Source organism: Siphonobacter sp. SORGH_AS_0500, assembly GCF_002838835.1.
Classification (GTDB): domain Bacteria; phylum Bacteroidota; class Bacteroidia; order Cytophagales; family Spirosomataceae; genus Siphonobacter.
In genome coordinates this window covers 1-22,472 of record NZ_NHPP01000027.1, presented here as the reverse complement: position 1 = coordinate 22,472, position 22,472 = coordinate 1, and the positions used below count along the sequence as shown (strand labels likewise).

15 protein-coding genes and 2 pseudogenes are annotated in these 22,472 nt (G+C 46.4%); 9 read left to right on the top strand and 8 right to left on the bottom strand.

All coding sequences use genetic code 11. From position 1 onward, the window contains the following. Nucleotides 1–98 precede the first annotated feature (98 nt). From fucP to BWI96_RS20580, 3 genes and pseudogenes are all read right to left on the bottom strand, one after another. Nucleotides 99–1,172, bottom strand: coding sequence for an L-fucose:H+ symporter permease (gene fucP / locus BWI96_RS20590; RefSeq protein ID WP_369804245.1), 1,074 nt, complete (start codon nt 1,170–1,172; stop codon nt 99–101). 552 nt (nt 1,173–1,724) lie between these two features. Beyond that, nucleotides 1,725–2,068: pseudogene (locus BWI96_RS20585) on the bottom strand (L-rhamnose mutarotase). A gap of 8 nt (nt 2,069–2,076) precedes the next feature. Further along, on the bottom strand, nt 2,077–3,714 hold the full coding sequence (locus BWI96_RS20580) for an alpha-L-fucosidase (protein ID WP_106638385.1): 1,638 nt from the start codon (nt 3,712–3,714) through the stop codon (nt 2,077–2,079). 275 nt (nt 3,715–3,989) lie between these two features. Between BWI96_RS20580 and BWI96_RS20575 the strand changes: the two genes are divergently transcribed. The 5 genes from BWI96_RS20575 to BWI96_RS20560 all read left to right on the top strand — a co-directional run bounded on the left by BWI96_RS20575 (nt 3,990) and on the right by BWI96_RS20560 (nt 11,879). After that, complete coding sequence (locus tag BWI96_RS20575) at nt 3,990–4,775, top strand: helix-turn-helix domain-containing protein (RefSeq protein WP_157830468.1); 786 nt, start codon at nt 3,990–3,992, stop codon at nt 4,773–4,775. A gap of 654 nt (nt 4,776–5,429) precedes the next feature. After that, nucleotides 5,430–7,892 carry a SusC/RagA family TonB-linked outer membrane protein gene (locus BWI96_RS20570; protein ID WP_232793855.1) on the top strand — a complete coding sequence of 821 codons (2,463 nt, stop codon included), beginning with the start codon at nt 5,430–5,432 and terminating at the stop codon, nt 7,890–7,892. 59 nt (nt 7,893–7,951) lie between these two features. Beyond that, nucleotides 7,952–8,590, top strand: a complete 639-nt coding sequence (locus tag BWI96_RS22720; RefSeq protein WP_232793854.1) for a hypothetical protein — start codon at nt 7,952–7,954, stop codon at nt 8,588–8,590. Between the two features lie 10 nt (nt 8,591–8,600). Next, a complete protein-coding gene (locus BWI96_RS20565) occupies nt 8,601–10,556 on the top strand; it encodes a RagB/SusD family nutrient uptake outer membrane protein (protein ID WP_106638383.1) in 1,956 nt (651 codons plus the stop codon). A gap of 231 nt (nt 10,557–10,787) precedes the next feature. Then, on the top strand, nt 10,788–11,879 hold the full coding sequence (locus tag BWI96_RS20560; protein WP_106638382.1) for a Gfo/Idh/MocA family protein: 1,092 nt from the start codon (nt 10,788–10,790) through the stop codon (nt 11,877–11,879). A 50-nt stretch (nt 11,880–11,929) separates the two neighbouring features. Here the strand turns inward: BWI96_RS20560 and BWI96_RS20555 are convergent, their stop codons facing one another. The 5 genes from BWI96_RS20555 to BWI96_RS20535 are packed head-to-tail and all read right to left on the bottom strand — an operon-like array spanning nt 11,930 to nt 15,929. Further along, a complete protein-coding gene (locus tag BWI96_RS20555) occupies nt 11,930–12,649 on the bottom strand; it encodes a helix-turn-helix domain-containing protein (RefSeq protein WP_157830467.1) in 720 nt (239 codons plus the stop codon). Between the two features lie 35 nt (nt 12,650–12,684). Beyond that, nucleotides 12,685–13,332 carry a cell wall metabolism sensor histidine kinase WalK gene (locus BWI96_RS20550; RefSeq protein ID WP_157830466.1) on the bottom strand — a complete coding sequence of 216 codons (648 nt, stop codon included), beginning with the start codon at nt 13,330–13,332 and terminating at the stop codon, nt 12,685–12,687. Nucleotides 13,333–13,360: 28 nt separating this feature from the next. After that, on the bottom strand, nt 13,361–13,660 hold the full coding sequence (locus BWI96_RS20545; RefSeq protein ID WP_106638379.1) for a hypothetical protein: 300 nt from the start codon (nt 13,658–13,660) through the stop codon (nt 13,361–13,363). Beyond that, nucleotides 13,636–15,162, bottom strand: coding sequence for a two-component regulator propeller domain-containing protein (locus tag BWI96_RS20540; RefSeq protein WP_106638378.1), 1,527 nt, complete (start codon nt 15,160–15,162; stop codon nt 13,636–13,638). The genes BWI96_RS20545 and BWI96_RS20540 overlap by 25 nt, the downstream gene beginning before the upstream one ends. Beyond that, nucleotides 15,153–15,929 carry a two-component regulator propeller domain-containing protein gene (locus BWI96_RS20535; RefSeq protein ID WP_198555330.1) on the bottom strand — a complete coding sequence of 259 codons (777 nt, stop codon included), beginning with the start codon at nt 15,927–15,929 and terminating at the stop codon, nt 15,153–15,155. Before BWI96_RS20535 ends, BWI96_RS20540 begins: the two co-directional genes overlap by 10 nt. A gap of 801 nt (nt 15,930–16,730) precedes the next feature. Here BWI96_RS20535 and BWI96_RS20530 point away from each other — a divergent pair. The 4 genes and pseudogenes from BWI96_RS20530 to BWI96_RS20515 form a co-directional block, all read left to right on the top strand. After that, nucleotides 16,731–19,286: a glycosyl hydrolase 115 family protein gene (locus BWI96_RS20530; RefSeq protein WP_106638399.1), complete on the top strand. Its 2,556-nt coding sequence runs from the start codon at nt 16,731–16,733 to the stop codon at nt 19,284–19,286. Between the two features lie 2 nt (nt 19,287–19,288). Then, a complete protein-coding gene (locus BWI96_RS20525; RefSeq protein ID WP_106638376.1) occupies nt 19,289–20,410 on the top strand; it encodes an endo-1,4-beta-xylanase in 1,122 nt (373 codons plus the stop codon). Between the two features lie 7 nt (nt 20,411–20,417). Continuing rightward, nucleotides 20,418–21,904 (top strand): annotated as a pseudogene (locus BWI96_RS20520) (MFS transporter). A gap of 8 nt (nt 21,905–21,912) precedes the next feature. After that, nucleotides 21,913–22,472: family 43 glycosylhydrolase (locus tag BWI96_RS20515; RefSeq protein ID WP_157830465.1), on the top strand; the 560-nt coding region annotated here is incomplete at its 3' end.

Below are 22,472 nucleotides of genomic sequence, written 5' to 3'. Positions count from 1 at the left end.
TAGAGGTAATGTATTGTTGGTGGTCGGGCGTAGTCCAAGATTTCACTGGAACTACTTGGGTAACCATTTAAGTAAGAAGCCTAATCAAAAAGTGAGGGCTAGTGAGAAAAAGAAACGAGCGTTGGGCCCGTATCCTTTTTAGTAGGGGCCGATTTATACCCATACAACCCGTAAATGACTATAACTATAAAGCTTAGCAATGGTACAAAATATCCCACTTGGATACTGCCGGTTATATCGCTTAGGTAACCAAACAACCTGGGTAATAGAGCTCCTCCGACAATGGACATAATAATGAGACTACTACCATATTCTGTATCTGCTCCCAAATTCTTGATACCCAACGCAAAGATGGTTGGAAACATGATTGACATGAAGAAGCAAATCAGTACTATCGCGTATACGGTAATGAGGCCATGGGCCATGATGGCAATCAGACACAGGAAAACATTTATTCCCGCATAAAGGGTTAAAAGTCGATTCGGAGCTACAAATCGCATAAAGAAAGTACCCAGGAATCTGCCTATTAGCAAGGCAATTCCACAAACTCCCAAATAATCGGCTGCTTGAATTTCGGGAAGTGAAGCTACTTGCGTAGCGTATAGAATAAACAAACTGAATATACAAACTTGAGCACCTACATAGAAAAACTGAGCAACAACAGCCCACGTTAAATGACGGTGTTTGAACGCATGGAAAATAGACTGACTTTTCTGATGATGGGAAGTTTTGTAATTGATTTGAGGAAGTTTTATTAATTTAAAAATGATGGCAATAATCAATAAAATCATTCCTAAAATCAGGTAGGGAAGCTTTACTGAGGAAGCTTCCGAGGCTAAGGCTTGCATTCGTAATGATTCAGACATGGCCGAAAGTTCGGTGTCTGAATAGCTTCTCGTTAAGATAACCCTGGCTCCGATGACAGGAGCCAAAGCCGTAGCTAAACCATTGAATGACTGAGCTAAATTGAGTCGTTGCGTACTAGTTTCCGGGGTTCCCAATGCACTAGCGTAGGGGTTAGCTGATGTTTCCAAAAAAGTTAATCCACAGGCAATGACAAATAGAGCGACTAGAAAGAAAGAATAGGATTGCAGATTTGCCGCAGGAATGAATAGGAAACAGCCTACTGAAAATAAAAGTAAACCCAGGATGATGCAATTTGGTAGCCCCATTTTTGATAGCTAATCCTGCTGGAAGGGCCATCAGAAAGTAAGCGATAAAAACAGAAGAATCAACCAATGTCGATTGAGTCGTAGTTAGGGCAAAGGATCGCTTTAAATGGGGGATCAGAATGGGGTCTAAATTGTGAGCAAAACCCCATAAGAAAAAAAGAAAGGCAATAAGAAAGAAGGCAAAGCCTGTTTTTTGATGATTGGTAGATGAACTCATGCGTTGTTAAGTTGAGAGAAATATATCATGCACCATACTCGAGAGCATTGGCTGGTGAGAAGTTGACTTATTGAAAACATGAGCCTATGCTTTTCGTACTATTTACCTCTTCTATTGCGAACTGACATCAAAACCTAATACTTTAGTATTCAGTCATGTATAATAGACAGTATGCAAGGAATAGCTTGAGAAATTATCCTGAATTTTGGAGGCTTCGCCTTCGGAGGAGATCATTAAGCATGAGGATTTAGAAAATAGGTCGTGCCCTATTTTAGTAACGTTTACAAATATACGTTACTAAAATAGAACGATTGTATACATTGGTGACCCAGAGGTTAAGCAGGGATTAAGGTAAAGATACGATCCATTCGCACCCATTTTTCATGTTCAGCTGACCAGCTCAGGGGAAGCTGAAATTGTGACATGAGGGCTTCCCATTCCATGACTTTGGCATTATTACGATCCATTTGCTCTTTCACACGAAAGTCAAAATCATCCTTTGTTTCCATAATCATGAAGAGCCGATTGCCGGTGCGATAGATCTCCATGCGGTCACGCCACTATCGAGCATGCTTTGGGTGACTTCAGGCCAGGCATTTTCGGATTTATGATAGATTTCATACTGGCGGATGAGCTCGGGATCGTCCTTCAAATCCAGAGCAAGGCAGAACTTTTTCATACGCGGGTCTAGACAATTTTCAACACGTTGGCATAGGACAATGCTGGTTTATTTTCGGGTAGCTGAACGACAAGACCCTGATTGGTTTGCTCAAAAGACAGTGAATCATTACCTCCAAGCAACGAAACGCGGCGAATGGGGGAGGTATGTAAGCCCTTACCAGATGCCAGTGAGGTGACTACCACTTTTTTATCATCAGGCCAGCCCATGAGCGTCGCGTACAAAGCTTCGCCTTTGGCCGTAAACCGAATATCCTGGGAAGTAAAAGCTTTGCCTTTGCCTTCGTTGAAACCCTGAGCCGAAAGGGGGGCTGCTCCTTCCTGGGCTGGTCCTTCGCCAAACACCTTCCAGGGGCGAGTACCATAGATGGCTTCGCTATTGACTTTCATCCAGTTACCAATTTCGACCACTACAGCCCGCTCCTGCTCATCAATGCTACCATCGCCCCGTACCGGAATATTAAGCATCAGGTTTCCATTCTTGCTGACTACATCAACTAAGGTTTGAATGACCATTTTCGCCGATTTATACCCTTTCCGATCGTACACCGCCCGGTTGTAGTGCCAGTCCCCAATGCAGGTATCGGTTTGCCAGGGCAGGGGTTCAATGGCATTGCTCTGTCCTCTTTCGATGTCCCAAACCATGCATTTGCGTTGCTGCTCGTCGAGCACTTTGCCAAACACAATTGCCTGTTGGTTCCCATCCTTATCTATATTTTTGTTATAAAGGTGAGCTGCAATTTTTAGCCCAGCGTCATCGATGGGCCACAGTGGTAGGGCTGTATCATCGAAATAGACGAATTGGGGATTGTACTGATCAATGAGATCAATGGTACGCTTTAAAAACTTATCGCAGTACGCTTTGGTTGGTTTAGCTACACCGTTGCCCCAGTTCCACTGACTGTGAATCATACCATCGTCCCAGCTGTTTTTGCTCAAGGGGTGATTTTGGGCATATAACTCCTGTGGGTCCATACCTTGCCACCACTTGCCTTTTCCGTCAGCTTTGGTCACATTGCCGTCATAAGGAACGCCCTTATAAGGCCCTTGTTTGTCACTCCGCTGAGCCGTTTCCATCCAGCTCCAGGCATGAGCCGCGTGCACACTCACGCCGAACGGAAGGCCTTGCCGACGGGCCGCTTTTTCCCAGCCACCAATAATGTCTTTTTTGGGACCGACCTTGGTGGAATTCCAAGGCTGGTGTTTGCTGTTATACAGGTCCAGGTTATCGTGGTGATTCGCCATGGCCATAAAGTATTGAGCTCCAGCCTGCTTATACAAAGCTACTAACTCTTCTGGATCCCAGTTTTCCGCCTTCCATTCGTGGATGACATCTTTGAACCCAAATTTGGAGGGATGTCCATATTTTTTGAGGTGGTAGTTATACTGATGGCTACCCTCCTGATACATGCCCCGGGCGTACCAGTCGCCGGCTTCGGGCTGGCACTGCGGTCCCCAGTGAGCCCACATCCCAAATTTCGCATCTTTAAACCAATTAGGCGTCTGAAACTGCTCGAGCGATTTCCAGGTAGGTAAGAAAGGTCCTTTTCTGGTGATCTGATCAGCTATAGAGCCTAGTGCAATATTAGAGAGGCTTAAAGCGGGTAATAAACCAAGCGTACTTTTAAGAGCAGTTCTACGATTCATAAGTAAATCCTGAGGCTAATGCAAAACATGTTCAATGGAGACTTTCAACGATACAAATGTATTGTATAATAAAATATTTAAATTGTACAAAAAGGCTTTTAATTTTAACAAATCGGGTTTTATGAATAATTTTGAAAAATTACTTACGTACATTTTTTACTTAACTAGACCTAATATAACAGCTATTTATGCACAATACGGGCTTTAAAGCTACTTTTTCATTATTGCATACAGATTATGTTCAGTTGAACAAATCGTGGAATTACAAAGATGTAATGAGCCCCTTTTATCGAATTTACCTCATTGACGACGGGTCAGGTTCGCTGGGAGACACCGATCAGGCCCTGCTTCTGGAGAAGGGATACTTGTATCTGATTCCAAGTTTTACCAGGTGTGATCATTCGTGCCGGGATTTTTTAAGCCAGTATTACGTACACTTTTTAGAAGATAACCCAACCGGACTTTCGCTTTTTACCTATAGCCGAAGGGTACTGAAAATACCATCGATACCCGAAGATTTCTTACTTTTTAAGCGTCTGCTGCAATTAAATCCAGGACGTGACTTGAGAAGAAGCGATGACCCCAGAGAGTATCAGAACCAACCTTTACTCAAGGGTTTCCAGCAGCAGAATAATGACATCTCCTTTGCGGCATACGTAGAAACGAACGGACTGATTCTACAATTACTATCCCGATTTTTAACGGATGAAGAATTTCTTTCATCCCAACGGGGCCGACTATCGCCTAAAATCGAGAAAACGGTATTGTATATTCAAACGCATTTATCCGAACCGATGACGGTGGAATTGCTCGCCGGGGAGGTTAATCAAAGTGCTCATTACTTCTCTAAAACTTTTTTACAGGCGACGGGTCAGCGGCCCTTGGAATACCTCATGCAGCGAAGAATCGAAAGGGCTCAATATTTAATGCTGACGACTTCCCTGAGCTTATCAGAAATTGCCGAAGAGACAGGCTTCGAAAGTTTATCCTACTTTTCACGAAGCTTCAAAAAAATTACGGGGCAGAGTGCCAGTCAGTATAGTCAGGCCAATCGTTTCTGAAATAAGTCAGGTTAATGCAGGCGATGGGATTGGCATCGCCTTGGTAATCCTGTTTTAAAATCTTGTTAAGTATTTGTCAAAAAAGGCTGGGTATCCCCTAAGAAACTGTCGATTCTGGGTCGGATATCCGGGTTCCGTTCTAATTTTATAGGTCAGTTTTTATAAAAAGAGCTCTTTTGAACATTTGTAGCATTTATTTATACAAATCTTCTCTCTTCATTCTTCGTGTTAGAAGTACATTTGTTCAATGATTAGTTAAAAATATTATCAAAAAAATTATGCTTTTTCTACTCATTTAAAGGGAATAAAGCAGAGCGAAAAAGATCGTATTTTTAAATATATCCGTTCCGAACGCTTTAAATCCATTGTAACGTAAGCCGAGGTTCCACTCGTAAATCATTGGGAACAGGAATGTAAGTTAAGGTTACGTATATTCAGTAAAGTTAGTAGATTTTGTACTGATAATCCATACACTCAAAACAGTTTTGATCGAAGTAATGCGAGTCCAGATCGCTAGTGGCAACGTAGCCATTTAACCCCTTTGACTGATTGATCAACCCGCATGGTTGATCGTACGGTTCCATTCCCAGGCAGGAATGGTCAGGAAGATTTTGCCTTTAAATCTCAAGTGAATTGTTAAATCATAAAAAAAGTATGCATCGATTTTCTACCATTCGGAAGGTCCGCAGAAGGGATTTAAAATCTCCGCTGCTGCAAGTAGTATTGATGGTTGTGCTGACTCACGCCAGTATGGCCGAACCTAACAGCCCTGTTCGCCTCCGTGAGGTTACGAAGGCAGGGCCGCGGGGGAAGGTCGCGGTAGATACTGAAATCAGAGGGAAAGTTACCGGGGAAAATGGTGAAGGACTTCCGGGCGTAAACGTGCTGATTAAGGGAACCACCCGTGGAACCACCGCCGATCAGGATGGTAATTTTAAACTGACCATCCGCCCAGGCGACGCGACGCTGATCTTTTCATTGGTAGGGTATGCTCCCAAAGAGGTGGCGATAGGATCACAGACCGTTTTGAATGTAGTGCTTTCCAACGATGATAAAGTCCTCAACGAAGTAGTCGTAGTAGGTTACGGTACTCAGCGTCAGGAAGCCGTGACGGGGTCGGTTGTTTCCGTGACCGGGAATGTGATGCGGGAAATTCCTTCGGCGAACATATCTCAGGCCTTACAGGGCCGGATTGTGGGGGTGGAGATTTCACAGACTTCCACTAAGCCCGGAGCTGCCATGGATATTCTGATTCGTGGCCAGCGTTCTCTCCGAGCAGATAATGCTCCGCTGATCGTGCTGGACGGGATTCCTTTCTCAGGGTCCATCACGGATATTAACTCGAACAATATCAAGAGCATTGACATCCTGAAGGATGCTTCGGCGACGGCGATTTATGGTTCCCGGGGTGCAAACGGTGTCATTCTGATTACCACAAATACGGGTAAAAGAGGACAGAAAGCTACGTTTTCGTACAATGGTTTTCACGGCCCCAAGACCGTTTTTGCCAAGTATCCGATGATGAACGGGCCTGAATTTGCCGCTCTGCGGGCTGCAAGTTTGCAAAAATTCCAAAATACAATTGACGAATCCAACGATGTAAATACCGACTGGCAGGATAAAATCTATAGAACCGGCCTGATGAGCAGTCATGATATTAACGTATCGGGTGGCTCTGAAAATGGAAACTATTCCTTTGGCTTGGGTTATTACAGAGAAAACGCCGTGGTGCCTCTTCAGGATTTCTCGCGTTATTCGCTTCAGGCTTCTATTACGCAGGACATTAACAAGCATTTCCGGGTAGGTTTTTCGACCAACTCCAACTTTACGGTGAGTAACGGAAACAGTGTGCCTGCCGTAGGAATGGCCCTGGGAAGATCTCCCATTGCCAATCCTTACAATGCCGATGGTTCAATGAAGACCATCATTCAGGAGCAAACGTCTGGTCCTCAATGGGTGCCTTCGCTGGAGCGGTTTAATGCACTGGGAGATAAATACATTGATCAGACGCGGGCTTATGGATCTTACAACACCCTGTTCACCGAAATACAGATTCCTGGTGTTACGGGATTGAAGTACCGGGCTAACTTAGGGTTGAACTACCGGCAGAGTACCAGCGGAAACTACACCGGTGAGGGCGTTTTCAGTGGTAACCCCCTGAACGTATCTACGGCGGGGATTGGTAATTCTCATACCCTCAACTGGGCCATCGAAAACTTGCTTAGCTACGACCGCAAGTTTGGGAAACATGAGATTAACGCGGTAGGGTTATACTCCGCTCAGCAGAATACCTTCAATTCGTCTTCTATTGGGGCCCGGGATATTCCATCCGATGCCTTTCAGTTCTATAACCTGGGCCGGGCCGATGGAATCATTACCGTAAACCCAGCGAATCAGGGCTATAACCAATGGGGATTGTTGTCCTACATGGGTCGTGTCATGTACTCTTTCGATGATCGGTATATGTTAAGTGTGACTTTCCGGGCGGATGGTTCATCCCGCTTAGCCAAAGGACACCAATGGAATGCGTATCCCGCGATTTCAGCCGGATGGAATATTTCCAAGGAACAATTCATGAGTGGCGTTACCCAAATCAACCAGTTAAAGCTGAGAGTGGGCTACGGTCAAACGTCTAATCAGGCCGTTAACCCTTACGAAACCCTGGGACTTTTGTCAACCCGGCCTTACAACTTTGGCAGTTCGAACTACGCTACCGGATTTTACGTGTCTAATGCTCCAAACCCTCGTTTAGGATGGGAGTTTTCCAACACGATCAATATTGGTCTGGATTTCAAAGCCTTCAATAACCGGCTGTCAGGCACGTTCGAACTTTACGAACAGCAAACGAAGAATGTACTTCTCGGCGTTGGTTTGCCTCCCACCTCTGGAGTAGGCGGTTATACAGCCAACATTGGTCAGACGCAAAACAAAGGTGTCGAGTTTAACTTGAACGGAACGGTGCTGGAAAACGCGAATGGCTGGACCTGGGACGTAGGTTTCAACGTGTATGCCAACCGCAACAAACTGGTATCTCTGTCTTCCGGTCAACAGCGTGACGAAGGAAACTGGTGGTTTGTGGGCCATCCGATTAATGTAATCTACGATTATGAAAAATAGGGCTCTGGCAGGAGAATGATCAATTCCGCAATATTTACGAACCCGGTGGTAATGCGGGGATGATTCGGGTGAAATACACCGGCGATTATAACTCGGATGGAGCTCCAACGCGGGCCATCAATGCCTCTGATCGCCAGATTCTTAACATGCAACCGAATTTTCAGGGAGGTCTGAACACCCGGGTTGCTTACAAAGGATTTGATCTGAACATCGTAGGCGTTTTCAAAAGCGGCGGCTTGCTTAACAGCACCCTTTATGGTTCTTCGGGTTACCTGAACAACCTGAATGCCCGGGCTGGAAACAACGTAAGAGTGGATTACTGGACCCCAGAAAATACCGGAGCGAAATACCCCGCACCCGGTGGTATTGGTGGTGACAACCCGAAATATGGCAGTACACTGGGCTATTTCGATGCTTCTTTCCTGAAAATCCGTACCATGACGCTCGGCTACAACGTAGACAGCAAGGTGTTGGGAAGACTAGGGATGAATACCCTCCGCGTGTACTTCACCGCTCAGAACCCATTCGTGATGTTCTCGCCCTATCACCGCGAGTCAGGAATGGATCCAGAAACCAACTCGTATGGTAACGAAAACGCGGCGGTGCCTTTATCCTCTGCACTCAGACGCATCCTGACCATTGGCACGAACACGCCTTCGACCAGAAACTATATCGTAGGTGTCAATCTGACTTTCTAAAAGCATTACTATGAAACGTTTACACATAAAAAATCTCAAAGCAGCAGCCGTATTGACGCTATTGTTTACGAGTTGTACCAAAATTTTAGACGAGAAGCCACGAGCCATTTACACCCCTGAATATTTCAAAACCGAAAAAGGAGTATACGGTGGATTAACGGGGATGTATGCTCACCTGCGTTGGATTTTCGGAAATGCCTATTTCTATAATTCCTGCATGACCGGAACCGACGAGGCAACCTGGGGTGCCAGTGGGGGCGGAAGCAACTTTCAATCGCATGATTTGTCTACGGATCAACTCATTACGCCTCTGGCGAGTGATGCCAGTAACCTGTGGTACAATGCCTTCCCGAATATCAATACCGCCAATGGGGTGATTGAAAATGCCACTGCGGTTGGGATTTCGCAAGCGTTAATTGCCGAAGCACGGTTCTTTCGGGCCTTTGATTACTTCATGCTGGTTCAGACCTTCGGAGGCGTGCCTCTGGATCTGGGCTCGGGTGAGTTAGCTTTCAACATTTCTACGCTCCGAACGTCGAAACGCAACACGGTTCCTGAAGTATACACTAAAGTTATTTTTCCTGATCTGGTGAAGGCAGTAAATGACCTGCCTGCGAGTGGACGAGTGATCGGAGGAGTAACCAAGACGCTGGCTAGTCTTTACCTATCCAAAGCTTATTTAACCTACGGCTGGTGGCTGCAAAATCCAAATAATATTCCTACGTACCCAGCCACGAATCGGACTGACCCAGACGGACACGATGCTCAGTGGTACTTCCAGAAGGCGTATGATGTAGCGACACAGGCCATCAATAATCCTGGTCCTTTCCGATTACAGAGTACCTATTATGACGTAAACCTGGGTTCGAACGATCGGAACAGTGAATTGTTGCTCTATGCGGATCATACCGAAAGCAGTGAGCTGTTTAATGGTTCAAGCCTGACGTATGCCGGTGGTGGTGATGCGGATAACTTTGCCGTGTGGATGTTAACCTGGAATTATACCAGCATTACGAGCTCAAAGACCAATTGGAGTGCCCCCAGCACGGTTAATTCCGTGCAACGGGAAGCGGCTCAGTCTTTAGGACGCCCCTGGGTACGCATGGCTCCTCCTCACGAGGTTTTTAACAAAACGTTTGCCGATAAAACCAACGATTCCCGCTACGACGGTACGTTTACTACGGCTTACCGGGGTAACTGGAACAAGGCTGGAGTTACCAACGAATTCTTATATAATGCAAACAACCTACAGGTTCGTCCGGGAGATGCGATTATGACCTTCCTGGATCAGGAGCCATCGACAGCCATCGACTATTCTAATTCAGTATACAAGAGTGGAATGGGCCTGGGCGTACTGCCAGGTCGGGCCGACTACGTAGTAGGACCCAGTGGCATCAGTCGGTTGGTCTATCCAGGCCTCTGGAAGTTAGGTGTTTATCGCACGGATAATGGTAACGGATTAGGTCAGCCCAATGCGGCAAGTACCCGTCCCTTTAACATCGCTAAATTCTCAGAACTTTATTTCATTGCGGCAGAAGCAGCAGTAAAAGGAGCGACGACACAGGCAGGACAAACGGCAAGGGATCTCATCAATGTGATCCGGGCACGAGCAGGTAAATGGCGTTGGTATAATCAGGGGAATGTGTCCAAAGTACAGGACAATAGTGCCGCCATGATTGCGGCGACTCCCGCTACGATTGATGTTAACTACATTCTGGCTGAGCGTTCGCGTGAATACTACGGGGAAGGCTACCGCTGGTATGATCTGGTTCGTACGCAGAAATGGAAAGAACTTGCCTCGACTTATACGATTTGTGGGCCAGGGGTAGGAAATCATACGCCCTCTACATTCAATAGAAAGATCGAAAATTATCACTACCTCAGACCTATTCCTCAGGGGCAGCTTGATAACATGGACATGTCGGCTGATGAAAAAGCCACTTATCAGAATCCAGGCTATTTATAAACGCTGGTTCTTTTCTGGATTAAATGCCAGGAAAGGAAGCTAATACGGTGTACTTGATGTGAAGAAAGAGGGGTGCTCCCTCTTTCTTCATTTGTTAGCATCGCTCTGGTTCAGCGGGCAGAGGTACATTTCAGATGGAATGGGTAACTTTCGTAGAAATCTAAACCGAAAAAGCAGAGCAGAGGAAGTGCAGGGGAAAGTGAAAAGCTCTGAATCAAAATCACTTAAAATATGACTCAAATCGAAAGACGGGAGTTTTTAACGACCTTATCACTGGCGGGTGCCGCCACTTTATTTTCCGGAAACGCGTTAATAGCCGCCACAGCACCGAAGAAAGACAAGCTAGGCATTGCCCTGGTTGGGCTGGGTTACTACAGCACGGACTTGCTGGCACCGGCTCTTCAAATGACTGAAAAGTGCTACCTGGCCGGAATTGTAACGGGTACGCCTGCCAAAGCAGAGGCCTGGAAAGCCAAGTATAAGATCCCGGACAAAAACATTTACAACTACCAGAATTTTGATCAGATTGCTAATAACCCTGACATTGACGTAGTCTACGTTGTGCTTCCGCCATCCATGCACCGGGAATTTGTCGTTCGGGCTGCAAAGGCGGGCAAACACGTGTTTTGTGAAAAGCCTATGGCCCCTTCCGTAGCAGATTGTGAAGCCATGATTGCCGCCTGTAAAAACAACAAGGTGAAACTGGCCATTGGATATCGCTGTCAGCACGATCCGAATATTCAGGCGGTGATGAAGGTGGCCAAAGAACAGAAATTCGGAAAAGTAAAGATGATTAACAGTGCCGCCGGGTATTTCGATGGTCGGACGGACCACTGGAAGCAGAAGAAAGCCCTTGGGGGTGGTGTGATGGGGGATATGGGAGTATATGCCTTGCAGGGAGCCAGACTGGCTACGGGCGAAGAGCCCATCAGTGTGATCGCCCAGGCTTCTACCACGCGGCCTGACATCTACAAAGAAGTCGAAGAAACCATGATGTTCATGCTGGATTTCCCCAGTGGGGCACGGGCTGCCTGCCAGACGAGCTTTGGCATCAATATGAACTATTTGCAGGTTAACTATGAGAAGGGCTGGCTGAAACTCGAACCGCAGTCGGGCTATCTGGGTAATAAAGGAAGTATGTCTGACGGGACGATTATCAACTTTCCCATTAAAAATCAGCAGGCCAAACAACTGGATGAAGATTGCCTGGCCCTCATGAATCAAACGGACCTCATGGCCCCGGGCGAAGAGGGGTTACGGGATATCAGAGTGGTCGAAGCCATTTATAAATCGGTACGTTCGGGCAAAAGCGTTACCATCTAGGATGCTCCGGTGAATGAAGTCTTAAATTGGCTGCTTTCTACAGAACGATTTTAGACTTCATTCGCCAGATGTTTAGCATTTCGATACTCCGAAGGCAGCATATTGAATTGGCTTTTAAACGACTTGGTAAAGTAATTAGCATTGGGAAAACCCACCGAGTAAGCAATTTGAGAGATATTCAGATCGCTTTTTTCCAACAACATTGCTGACTTTTCCAGTTTGACAGACCGGATGTACTCTACCGGGGTCTTGCCCGTTAACTCCAGAAGCCTACTGTACAGCGTTCCCCGGCTCATGCCCACGTGTTTACTTAAATTCTCTACACTGAGCAGCGAGTTATTCAAGTTTTCTTCAATAAAGAAGGCAATATCTTTCAACAGCTTTTCATTACCCGATTCAATTTCAACCTCCGGTTTCACCAGATTGATTCGTTTGGAGTAATACCCTTTTGAAACGCGGTTCAAAGCCAGCAGGTTATTGACTTTAGCGTTCAAAATCTCAAAATTGAACGGCTTGGTCAGGTAATCATTGGCCCCTGATAACAGGCCCCTAAGTTGCTGCTGGTCGCCAGTAGAGGCCGTTAACAGAATCAGGGGAATATGGCTGGTTCTTTTATCTGATTTTACCTTCTGGCTAAACTCAATGCCGTCTACATTCGGCATGGCTACATCGCTGATAATGAGCGTAGGGTGAATAGAAAGCGTTTTCTGCCAGCCTTCCCGGCCATCTGCCGCCTCAAAAACGTGGTAATGCACTTTAAGCCTCTCCATGAGGTAATGCCTGAATTCGTCATTGTCTTCCACAATTAACAATCGCTCGGCTGTATCAATGCCACTGGGTCCGATCCCAGATTTTCGGTAAGCAGAGGGGCGGCCTCTGCCCTTTCTTCCTGAAGAAAAACCACCTGCGAAGAAGGAGCTTCCACCAGAGGCAGATACATGATGAAGGTACTGCCTTTCCCCGGCTCGCTGTCAACCAGAAGTTTTCCGCCGTGCATCACGACGAATTCCTGAGCAATGGATAATCCAATACCACTGCCTGGATTCATGATGGAATTCTGGGTTTCTTCCTGATAAAACCGTTCAAAAATCTGCGAGTGTTTATCCTGAGCAATGCCGATGCCCGTATCCTTGACCGAAACGCAGAGCCAGTGCTGGTCTGGATTTTGTTCATCCATCTGGGAGAAAACTTTAAGCCTGATTTTTCCCCCTTTAGGCGTGAACTTGAAGGCATTGGAAAGTAAATTGTAAAGCACTCGTTCAATTTTGTCGAAGTCAAGCGTAAGCTCCAGATCAGCCGCGTAGCTTTCAAAAACAAAATCAATGTGTTTTTTCTCCGAAAGATCCTGAAAGGAATCGCAGGTTTCTTTGACGAAGGAGACGACGTTTCTCGTCGATAAATGCAGGGTTTGTTCCTGCTGTTCAATTTGCTTGAAATCCAGCAGTTGGTTCACCAGATTGAGCAATCGCTTTGAATTTCTTTCAATGGTTTGTAAACTGGGAATCGATAGCCGATTCGTGTTTTTTAGCTAAAATTCCTTCCAGCGGAGCCAGAATGAGGGAAATAGGGGTTCTGAATTCGTGGCTAAGGTTGGTAAGGAACTTAATTTTCATCTGGTCCAGATCGCGAATGCGTTGCACCTCCCGCTTTTGCTGTTCCTCCGTAAATTTCTGCCTGATTTTCTGGATACCACGACGACGCAGGTACCAAATCGTGAATCCAAGGGCGAAGGCATAGAAGAGGTAGGCGTAAATAGTCAGATAAAAGGGGGGGTGAACCACAATGGTAATCGATGCCCCTGCGGGTTCCAGACATTGCCGTGCGTGCTGGTTTGTACTTCGAAGACGTATTCACCGGGATTGAGATTCGTATAATGAGCTACGGTTGTTTTGCCCGCATAGTACCAGTCTTCCTGATAGCCTTTCAACCGATACCGATACGCATTCTGATGGGCGTTGGTATAATTCAATGAGGCATAACTAATGGAGAAATTCTGCTTGTAATCCAGATGAATAACTTTTGCCAGCGAAATATGCTCTGTGGTAATGGTTGAGTCAGCCGCCGTAATGGTTTTATTACCCACTTTCAGATCGGTAAATTGAATGGGGTACGACAAAGCACTTGATTTTATAGTACTGGTAGTAAGGAAATTAAATCCCTGAATACCCCCAAAAAACAAAGTCTGATCTGAAGCTAATAAGCCCGATCCATACGCGAAAATGTCATCCTGAAGACCATTGTGAGCGGTATAATTCGTAAATCGGCTGCCTCCTTCATCCAGGCTGCTGATGCCTTTATTGGTACTTACCCAAAGTCTTCCCTCTCCATCGCTAAGAATTTTATTAACGATGCCGTTGGGTAATCCTTTTTGGGCCCCATAGGGAATGAATGAACGGCTGGCTGGATTAAATCGGACCAGTCCTTCCCCATTCGTTCCAATCCAGAGGGAACCTTTTGCATCGGCATGAATGGACGTGATGCGATTACTAGGCAGGTTACTGTTCCCCTTGTCATACCGAATGGCCTTTTGAGTCACGGGATTCAACACCGCAAGACCTGTTCCAAACGAACCAATCCAGAGATTACCCTGCTGGTCTTCTTCGATGGCTCGTATGTAAGCATTTAACGGAATAACGGATGGGCCTGCGTGGGAGGGAGGGTTGAGGTACGTAAACTCCTTTCGAACCGGGTCGAAACAATTGAGACCGCCTCCGTTTGTGCCTATCCAGATTTTGCCACTTCTGTCCGTCTTTAAGCAGAATATATCATTGTGATTAATAGTGGCATGAGGCAGGCCTGCCTTGAACTGCTGGCATTTTCCCGTGGCAACGTCCAGCAAAAACAAGCCTTCCTGAAATGTACCAATCCATAACTGATTATGTGGAGCAAGGGTCATGCAGAGAATAGCCAGGTTAGGTAATTCGGCTCCCTCGTTTGAATAAAGCCTGACCCGGCTGAATCGATTGGTTTTGCGGTGGTAGAGATTCAATCCTCCACCGTCGGTACCGACCCACAAATCCCCGTTAGGATTTTCGGCGAAAGAGGTAACAAAAGGGGCACTGAGGCTGGCGGCATCACCGGGCCGACTTTTTTGTAAACCAAATAGTGTAAGATTTTTGTCGTACTTGTTAATGCCGCCCTGATAGGTTCCTAACCAGGTAATGCCCATAGGATCAATGAACATGCACTTGACGGCTCGATTGGCCAGACTGAACGGTACGTTCGGGTTTGGCAGGTATCTTTCTACTTTGCCCGTCTCCCCATCCATAATGTTCAGACCCATTTCCGTACAAATCCATAATCGATTGGCTTCATCAGCTCGATGGCATAAATCGTATTGTTACTGAGAGATGCAGGATCATTCTTTTGGTAACGAAACGTTTTAAATCCACTTTCGTCAGGTAAAAGCAGATTGAGACCGTTTTGAGTGCCTACCCATATTCTTCCCTTTTTGTCCTGAGTAATGCACATCGTCGTACTACTCGCCAGACTGTTAGGATTGTTGGGATCGTGGAAAAAGGCTTTGAACTGGTTTGTTTTCTTCTGATAGACAACCAGCCCATCATTGGTAGTGATCCAGATACGTTTTTGCTGATCTTCGAATACCCGCCGACAGGGTTTTCCGTCTACTAAGGCATAATTTTTAATGGGAGGTCGAGTCACTTTTAACGTTTGGGGGTCTACGTTAAACACACCCGAATGCGTTCCTACCCACAGCCTCCCCTGTTGATCGCTGCAAATGGAATACACGTTCAACCCAACATTAATCCGAATGAATGAATCTTTTTTCCGGTCGTATAAATGGAGAGAACCCTCAATGGTTCCGATCCACAAGCGACCCGCAGCATCTTCGAACAACGCAGAAACCTCATTGGAGCCCAGGCTATTCGGATTGGATTGCTCATGGTGGTATACCGTGAAATTAGAACCATTGTATTTGTTAAGCCCATCTTCCGTCGCAAACCATAATAAACCGTATTTGTCTTTCAGAATAGCGGCAATGGTGTTTGAAGAAAGACCGTCTTTGGTGGTAAGCGAGGTAAACATCATGGGCTGCGGTCCAGCCCATGTCTCGAATGTCGGAAACAGGAGGGTACAGCTTAGTAAAATGGTAGCAAGTATGTTTTTAATCCGCATGTATGATCGTTAAAAGAAAAGCCTTAAAAATGCCCTATATATTTCCTTCCCTTTCGCTGAGATCCTGTTCGTCCTTGACTAGGTACGGATGGTCATGCGAATCGTTATCAATGCTTTTTTGACGAATTGTATACGCTTCCCTTCATCCGCTCGAACGCAGGGAGAGACTAACTTTCGTGCCTTTCTACCTTAGTTAAAGCATGTTTTGAGGTATTCTCTAAGACAAATGTAATTATTTATTAATATAATTATGATTTTAGACGGGTTGGTCAGAAAATAAATGTTCAATTGACACTTTATATTTACAGACTGAATCCTTGTCAAAAAGAAAATCTGGACGATGAAATGGTTTATACCTTTTAGCTCCCTACTGGGAAGCATGAATGCTTCGATTAACAAGGGAATCTAGGAAGAGGACATTTCTATGGACCTGGGTAACGTATAATAGTACACGTTACAGATTATTGAACATTTGTTTCACTCTTTTATACATTTGTTCTCACAGCAGCGAAAGCTTGTATTTTACTTTTGTTAAACTATTTCTTTGAAAAGTCATGAATTGGGTCGGGCAACACTTGGCCTGCTTAATGAAGCTGCACAAGCGATAGTTGATTAATGATCTGGCCTTTCTATCGTGACAATTGCCAGCATCACTACTTCACAGGAGAGGAGTTACCCATACTCCTAAGTCAGTTCATTGGATACCCATTCATCATGAAAATAGGAATACTCATTACAGTAGGCATACTTTGGTTATCGGTGGGCCATGCTCAGCAAATGGTATCTGAGAAACCTACCAATTTTGCGGTCACGAAAGCCGTGATCTATGTGGATACCAAAGAAGCAGAGCTGGTTCAGACCTCAGCTCAATTGCTTCAACAGGATATTGAACGGGTAACGGGGCGGAAAGTGCCCTTGATCCATACGCTGGACAAGATTCGTCAAAACGTCATTGCCATTGGCACGATGGAACAATCTGGATTTCTGAACCAATTAGCAACGGCCCAGAAACTTTCAGGTATGACCGATACCTGGGAAGCATACCAGATCAGACTTATAAGCAATCCTTCTCCCACCATTTCTCAGGCTTTAGTCATCAACGGTAATGATCGAAGGGGAGTCGCGTATGGCGTGTTTGAATTATCCCGTCAGTTGGGCGTGTCTCCTTGGTACTGGTGGGCTGATGTACCGGTAAAAAAGCAGAACGAAGTATACATTCAGAAAAATACGCAGCTACAGGATGCTCCCCAAGTGAAGTATCGGGGCATTTTTCTGAACGATGAAGCCCCCGCCTTATCCGGATGGGCTAAAGAAAAATTTGGCGGCTTTAACCATAAGTTCTACGAAAAAGTATTCGAACTTATCCTTCGTCTGAAAGGGAACTATATCTGGCCTGCCATGTGGGGAAACGCTTTTTACGCGGACGACTCACTGAATATCAAAATGGCTGAAAAGTATGGCATCGTGATTGGAACGTCTCACCATGAACCCTTAATGCGGGCCCATGACGAGTGGCGACGAGTAGGGAAAGGTGCCTGGAATTACGAAACCAACTCACAGCAACTGCGTCAGTTCTGGCGGGAGGGAATGAAGCGGGCTTCCAATGAGAAAATCGTTAGCATCGGCATGAGGGGAGATGGAGACGAACCCATGTCGAGAGAAACGGCGACTGCCCTGCTGGAAAAAATTGTGGATGACCAACGGAAAATCATCTCGGAAGTAACCGGAAAACGGGCCGAAGAAACGCCGCAGTTATGGGCTTTGTACAAAGAGGTTCAGGATTATTACGACAAGGGAATGCGGGTGCCCGACGACGTTACTCTATTGCTGTGCGACGATAACTGGGGTAACCTGCGAAAGCTCCCTTCTCCAAAGGCTGGTAGCCGGAAGGGAGGATACGGGATTTATTACCACTTTGATTACGTAGGCGGACCCAGAAATTACAAATGGCTGAATACCAATCCACTACCCCGGATCTGGGAGCAGATGCATCTGGCCTGGGAGCATCAGGTTAAAAACATCTGGATTGTGAATGTGGGTGACTTGAAACCCATGGAATTTCCTATTTCTTTTTTCCTGGATTATGCCTGGAATCCAGAGCGAATAGGCCCTGACCAGTTACAGACCTATACGCAGGAATGGGCAGCGGCTCAGTTTGGTAAAGCGGACGCTTCTGAAATTGCCTTCCTGCTGGCCCGTTACGCCAAGTATAATGCCCGCAGAAAACCCGAACTACTGGACGCAAAAACGTACAGACTAGAAAATGGAGAATGGGAAACGGTAGTAACCGATTATAATGATCTGTTAGGCAAAGCCGAGAAGCTGAATGCCAAACTTCCAACGCAATATCGGGATGCATTTTTTCAACTGGTGTTACATCCGATTCAGGCCTGTGCCAATCTGAATGAAATGTATTACCAGGTCGCACTCAATCATCAGGCGTATCAACAAAAATGGAAAGAAACCAATGCGTACGCTGAACGGGTCAGGGAATTATACGAAAAAGATTCACTGATCACCCAACGGTATCACCAGCTTAATAATGGTAAGTGGAATCATTTCATGAGCCAGACGCACATTGGTTACACCTACTGGCAACAGCCTGAACGACAACGCATGCCTCAGGTATTTCGTTTGTCCGATGGAGAAGGAAGCGAAAAACCTTTCTCCCAAACCGCAAACTCGCGTCAGGCAACAATTCCGGCAGGAGTAAAAAGCCCGGTTTTCTATCAGGATGAAAAACGGGGCGTTTCCATAGAGGCGGATCATTTTACCCACGTTGTTCATTCCAACGGAGTAACCTGGAAAGTGCTGCCCGACCACGGTCGAACGGGTTCGGCCCTGACGGCTTTTCCCGTAACAGGCTCCGAACAAAGTCCGGGAGGAAACGCCCCGCACGTAGCGTATGACATTTATACGTATGCCGACGGAGAGGCCACCATTCACGCGTATTTTTCTCCGAGTCTGAACTTCTATGGTTCCGAAAAAGGATTGCAATATGCCTTGTCCGTAGACGATCAAACGCCACAACTCATCAGTCTCAATCAGGAAGACAAAACGAGTGACCGGGGCGTGTGGAACCAGTGGGCGGCTAACAATATCATCATAAAGCCCAGTAAACACCGATTTGACAAACCGGGCAAACACACGATCAAGTTCTGGCTGGTTAGTCCGGGAGTCGTGTTACAAAAGCTGGTAGTGGACTTTGGGAACATCGAGCCAAGCTATTTGGGGCCGGAAGAAACTAGGTATGAAACATCTGATAAATAGATATGATACGACTGAAGTATACGCCAATTGCTTTACTGGGGATAGGTTTTCTGGCCCTGACCAATTTTACGACGGATTCTAACTCGCTACTACCGTTGAATCTTCCGTCACTGAAAGAGGTGTATAAGGACGATTTCCTGATCGGAACCGCTTTAAATGCGGGGCAGATTGACGAGAAAAGTCCAAAGGAGACGCAGCTCATCGCGGAGCAATTCAATGCCGCTACGCCCGAAAATATCATGAAGGCGGAAGTGATTCACCCCCGTTGGGATCAATACAACTTCACGTATGCAGACAAGCTGGTTGAATTTGGAAAAAAGAATAAATTGGCCATCAATGCTCATACGCTGGTGTGGCATAGTCAGTTGCCGCCTTTTGTACGGAAAATCAAGCGTGCGGACTCCCTTCAGTTATTCCTCAAAGAACACATCCAGACCGTTGCGGGTCGCTACCGTGGAAAAGTACAATCCTGGGACGTCGTTAATGAAGCCTTAAACGAAGATGGAACACTCCGCAAATCCATATTTCTCAATAAGTTAGGCGAAGGGTATCTGGTGGAAGCATTTAGACTGGCTCAGGCGGCTTCCCCCGAAACGCAACTGTACTACAACGATTACAACAATGAGCAACCCGCCAAAAGAGCAGGTTGTATTGAAATCATTAAAAAGATTCAGGCGGCAGGCGTACGAATTGACGGCGTGGGTATTCAGGGCCATTGGCACGTAGGTAAAATCCCCTTACAGCATATCGAAGAAAGCATCTTGGCGTACGCGGCTTTGGGTGTTAAAGTAGCCATCACGGAGCTGGACATTGAGGTACTGAAACGTGATTTTCAGGGAGCTGAAGTCAGCCAGCGGATGAGTAATGAGCAAGGCCTGAACCCTTATACCAGCGGACTACCCGACTCACTTCAGCAACAACTGGCCCGTGATTACGAGTCGCTGTTTAAGCTGTTTGTGAAGCACAAAGACAAAATAGCGAGAGTTACTTTCTGGGGCGTGCATGATGGACAAAGCTGGCTTAACGGCTGGCCCGTGCGGGGAAGAACCAATTATCCCTTGCTGTTCGACCGGCAATACAATCCCAAACCAGCTTTTTATAAAGTCATTCAGGCTCATCAATAATTAACCCATGCGACCATCCCCCTCACCTCAATTATCAGTACTCGAAAAAATAGGATATAGCCTGGGAGACCTGGCAGCGAACCTTATTTTCCAGACGCTGATGGCTTTTCTTACGTTTTTCTATACGGATGTCTATAAAATTTCGCCCGGAAGTGCCAGCTTTATTATGCTCACGGGTGGGTTTATTGGAGCCATATTCAATCTGGCGATGGGAGCCATCGCCGACAGAACCCAGACGAAATGGGGCAAATTCCGGCCCTGGATCCTTTGGACATCTGTACCCTTCGGCATCATCGCTCTGCTCGCTTTTTCGACGCCTTCCTTTAGCGAAAGCGGGAAAATAGCGTATGCGTTCGTGACGTACCTGATTCTGGTTATGGTGTATTCGGCTAATAATCTGCCCTACTCGGCCCTGAGTGGGGTAATGACGGGCGATATGAAAGAACGCAACAGCCTTTCTTCGTACCGTTTTGTGGCGGTAATGATTGCTCAGTTTATCGTACAGGTATTGTTATTGCCTTTGGTCATTTCGATTGGTAAAGGCGATAAGGCCGCCGGGTTCGAAAAGGTAATGACCGTATTTGCCATTACCGGGGTAATCTGTTTTCTGATTACCTTCTTCACCACCAAAGAACGCGTCTCACCGCCTAAAGAACAGAAGACGCCGCTGGTACAGGACTTGTCGGATTTGATTCATAACCGGCCCTGGCTGATTATGCTGGGCCTCACCGTTCTGGTATTTATTACCCTGGCCATCAAGGGTGGAATGAACATTTTTTACTTCAAGTATTACTTAACTACCGCCAGTCAGGTTGCTTTTCTGGATAATCTGGGCTTTGGAAGCCTGCTCAATTCCCTGGAAAGTATCACGGGTAAAGCGGCTCTGGCTGAGTTTCGCAAGCCCGGCAGTGCTCCCTACGCCACGGCCAGTGTGGTGAGTGCGGCCAGTACCCTGGCTATGATTGTAGGCATCATCTGTTCAAAGTCGCTGGCTGATAAAATCGGAAAGCGAAATGTGTATGCTATTTTTCTGACCCTTTCGGGAATGACTTTGCTGGTCATCAATTTCCTTCCGCAGACCGCCGTGTCCACCGTTTTTGCCTTACAGACGCTGCATGGCTTTCTGTACGGCATCACCACGCCGCTTTTATGGGCGATGATAGCCGACGTAGCCGATTACAGTGAATGGAAGAACAACCGGAGAGCAACGGCCATCATTTTTCCGCCATGATTTTTGGTCTGAAAGTAGGCCTGAGTTTTGGAGGAGCCATTGCCGCCTGGTTGCTCAGTACCTTCGGTTACGATGCCGAGGCGGCTGTGCAGACCGAAAGTGCCGTTCAGGGCATTCGCTTACTGGTGAGTTTGGTTCCCGGCCTGATTTTCATGGGCGGAGCAACGCTGCTGTTCGGATACCGCATTGATAAAAAAATGGAGGATAAGCTTGAATTAGACCTTCAGGCCAGACGTAGTGCCCTTCTAGAAACCCATAACTAATTTTTGCTATGCCAGAAGATTCAATTGAGCATATTGATTTTGCAGAACTCCGTACGCAGGCGATTTCCCAGCCGCTGGTCTCTCACATGTATACCGCTGATCCGTCGGCTCACGTATTTGAGGGAAAAATCTACATCTATCCTTCGCATGATATTGATGCCGGTATTCCATTTGACGATTTGGGAAGCCATTTTGCCATGGAAGACTACCACGTTTTTTCCATGGAAACGCCGAATGCACCCGCAGTTGATCATGGACTGGCTTTGCACGTAAAGGAGGTGCCTTGGGCAGAACGGCAAATGTGGGCACCCGATGCGGCATCTAAAGGAGGGAAGTATTACCTGTATTTTCCCGCGAAAAAAGCCGACGGCATTTTTCAGATTGGCGTCGCCGTCAGCGATTCTCCCGCCGGACCCTTTACCCCGCAACCCGAAGCCATCCAGGGAAGTTATTCCATTGATCCTGCGGTTTTTGTGGATGATGACGGCGTAGCTTATATGTATTTTGGCGGCTTGTGGGGGGACAGTTACAGTCGTATCGGGCGAATACGTACGATGAAAGCCATACC

What these genes read in the sequence shown, in the direction of transcription:
- fucP (WP_369804245.1), bottom strand. Translation starts at nt 1,172, where the DNA reads ATGGGGCTACCAAATTGCATCATCCTGGGTTTACTTTTATTTTCAGTA.
- BWI96_RS20580 (WP_106638385.1), bottom strand. Translation starts at nt 3,714, where the DNA reads ATGAATCGTAGAACTGCTCTTAAAAGTACGCTTGGTTTATTACCCGCT.
- BWI96_RS20575 (WP_157830468.1), top strand. Translation starts at nt 3,990, where the DNA reads ATGAGCCCCTTTTATCGAATTTACCTCATTGACGACGGGTCAGGTTCG.
- BWI96_RS20570 (WP_232793855.1), top strand. Translation starts at nt 5,430, where the DNA reads ATGCATCGATTTTCTACCATTCGGAAGGTCCGCAGAAGGGATTTAAAA.
- BWI96_RS22720 (WP_232793854.1), top strand. Translation starts at nt 7,952, where the DNA reads ATGATTCGGGTGAAATACACCGGCGATTATAACTCGGATGGAGCTCCA.
- BWI96_RS20565 (WP_106638383.1), top strand. Translation starts at nt 8,601, where the DNA reads ATGAAACGTTTACACATAAAAAATCTCAAAGCAGCAGCCGTATTGACG.
- BWI96_RS20560 (WP_106638382.1), top strand. Translation starts at nt 10,788, where the DNA reads ATGACTCAAATCGAAAGACGGGAGTTTTTAACGACCTTATCACTGGCG.
- BWI96_RS20555 (WP_157830467.1), bottom strand. Translation starts at nt 12,649, where the DNA reads ATGGAGAGGCTTAAAGTGCATTACCACGTTTTTGAGGCGGCAGATGGC.
- BWI96_RS20540 (WP_106638378.1), bottom strand. Translation starts at nt 15,162, where the DNA reads ATGGGTCTGAACATTATGGATGGGGAGACGGGCAAAGTAGAAAGATAC.
- BWI96_RS20535 (WP_198555330.1), bottom strand. Translation starts at nt 15,929, where the DNA reads ATGATGTTTACCTCGCTTACCACCAAAGACGGTCTTTCTTCAAACACC.
- BWI96_RS20530 (WP_106638399.1), top strand. Translation starts at nt 16,731, where the DNA reads ATGAAAATAGGAATACTCATTACAGTAGGCATACTTTGGTTATCGGTG.
- BWI96_RS20525 (WP_106638376.1), top strand. Translation starts at nt 19,289, where the DNA reads ATGATACGACTGAAGTATACGCCAATTGCTTTACTGGGGATAGGTTTT.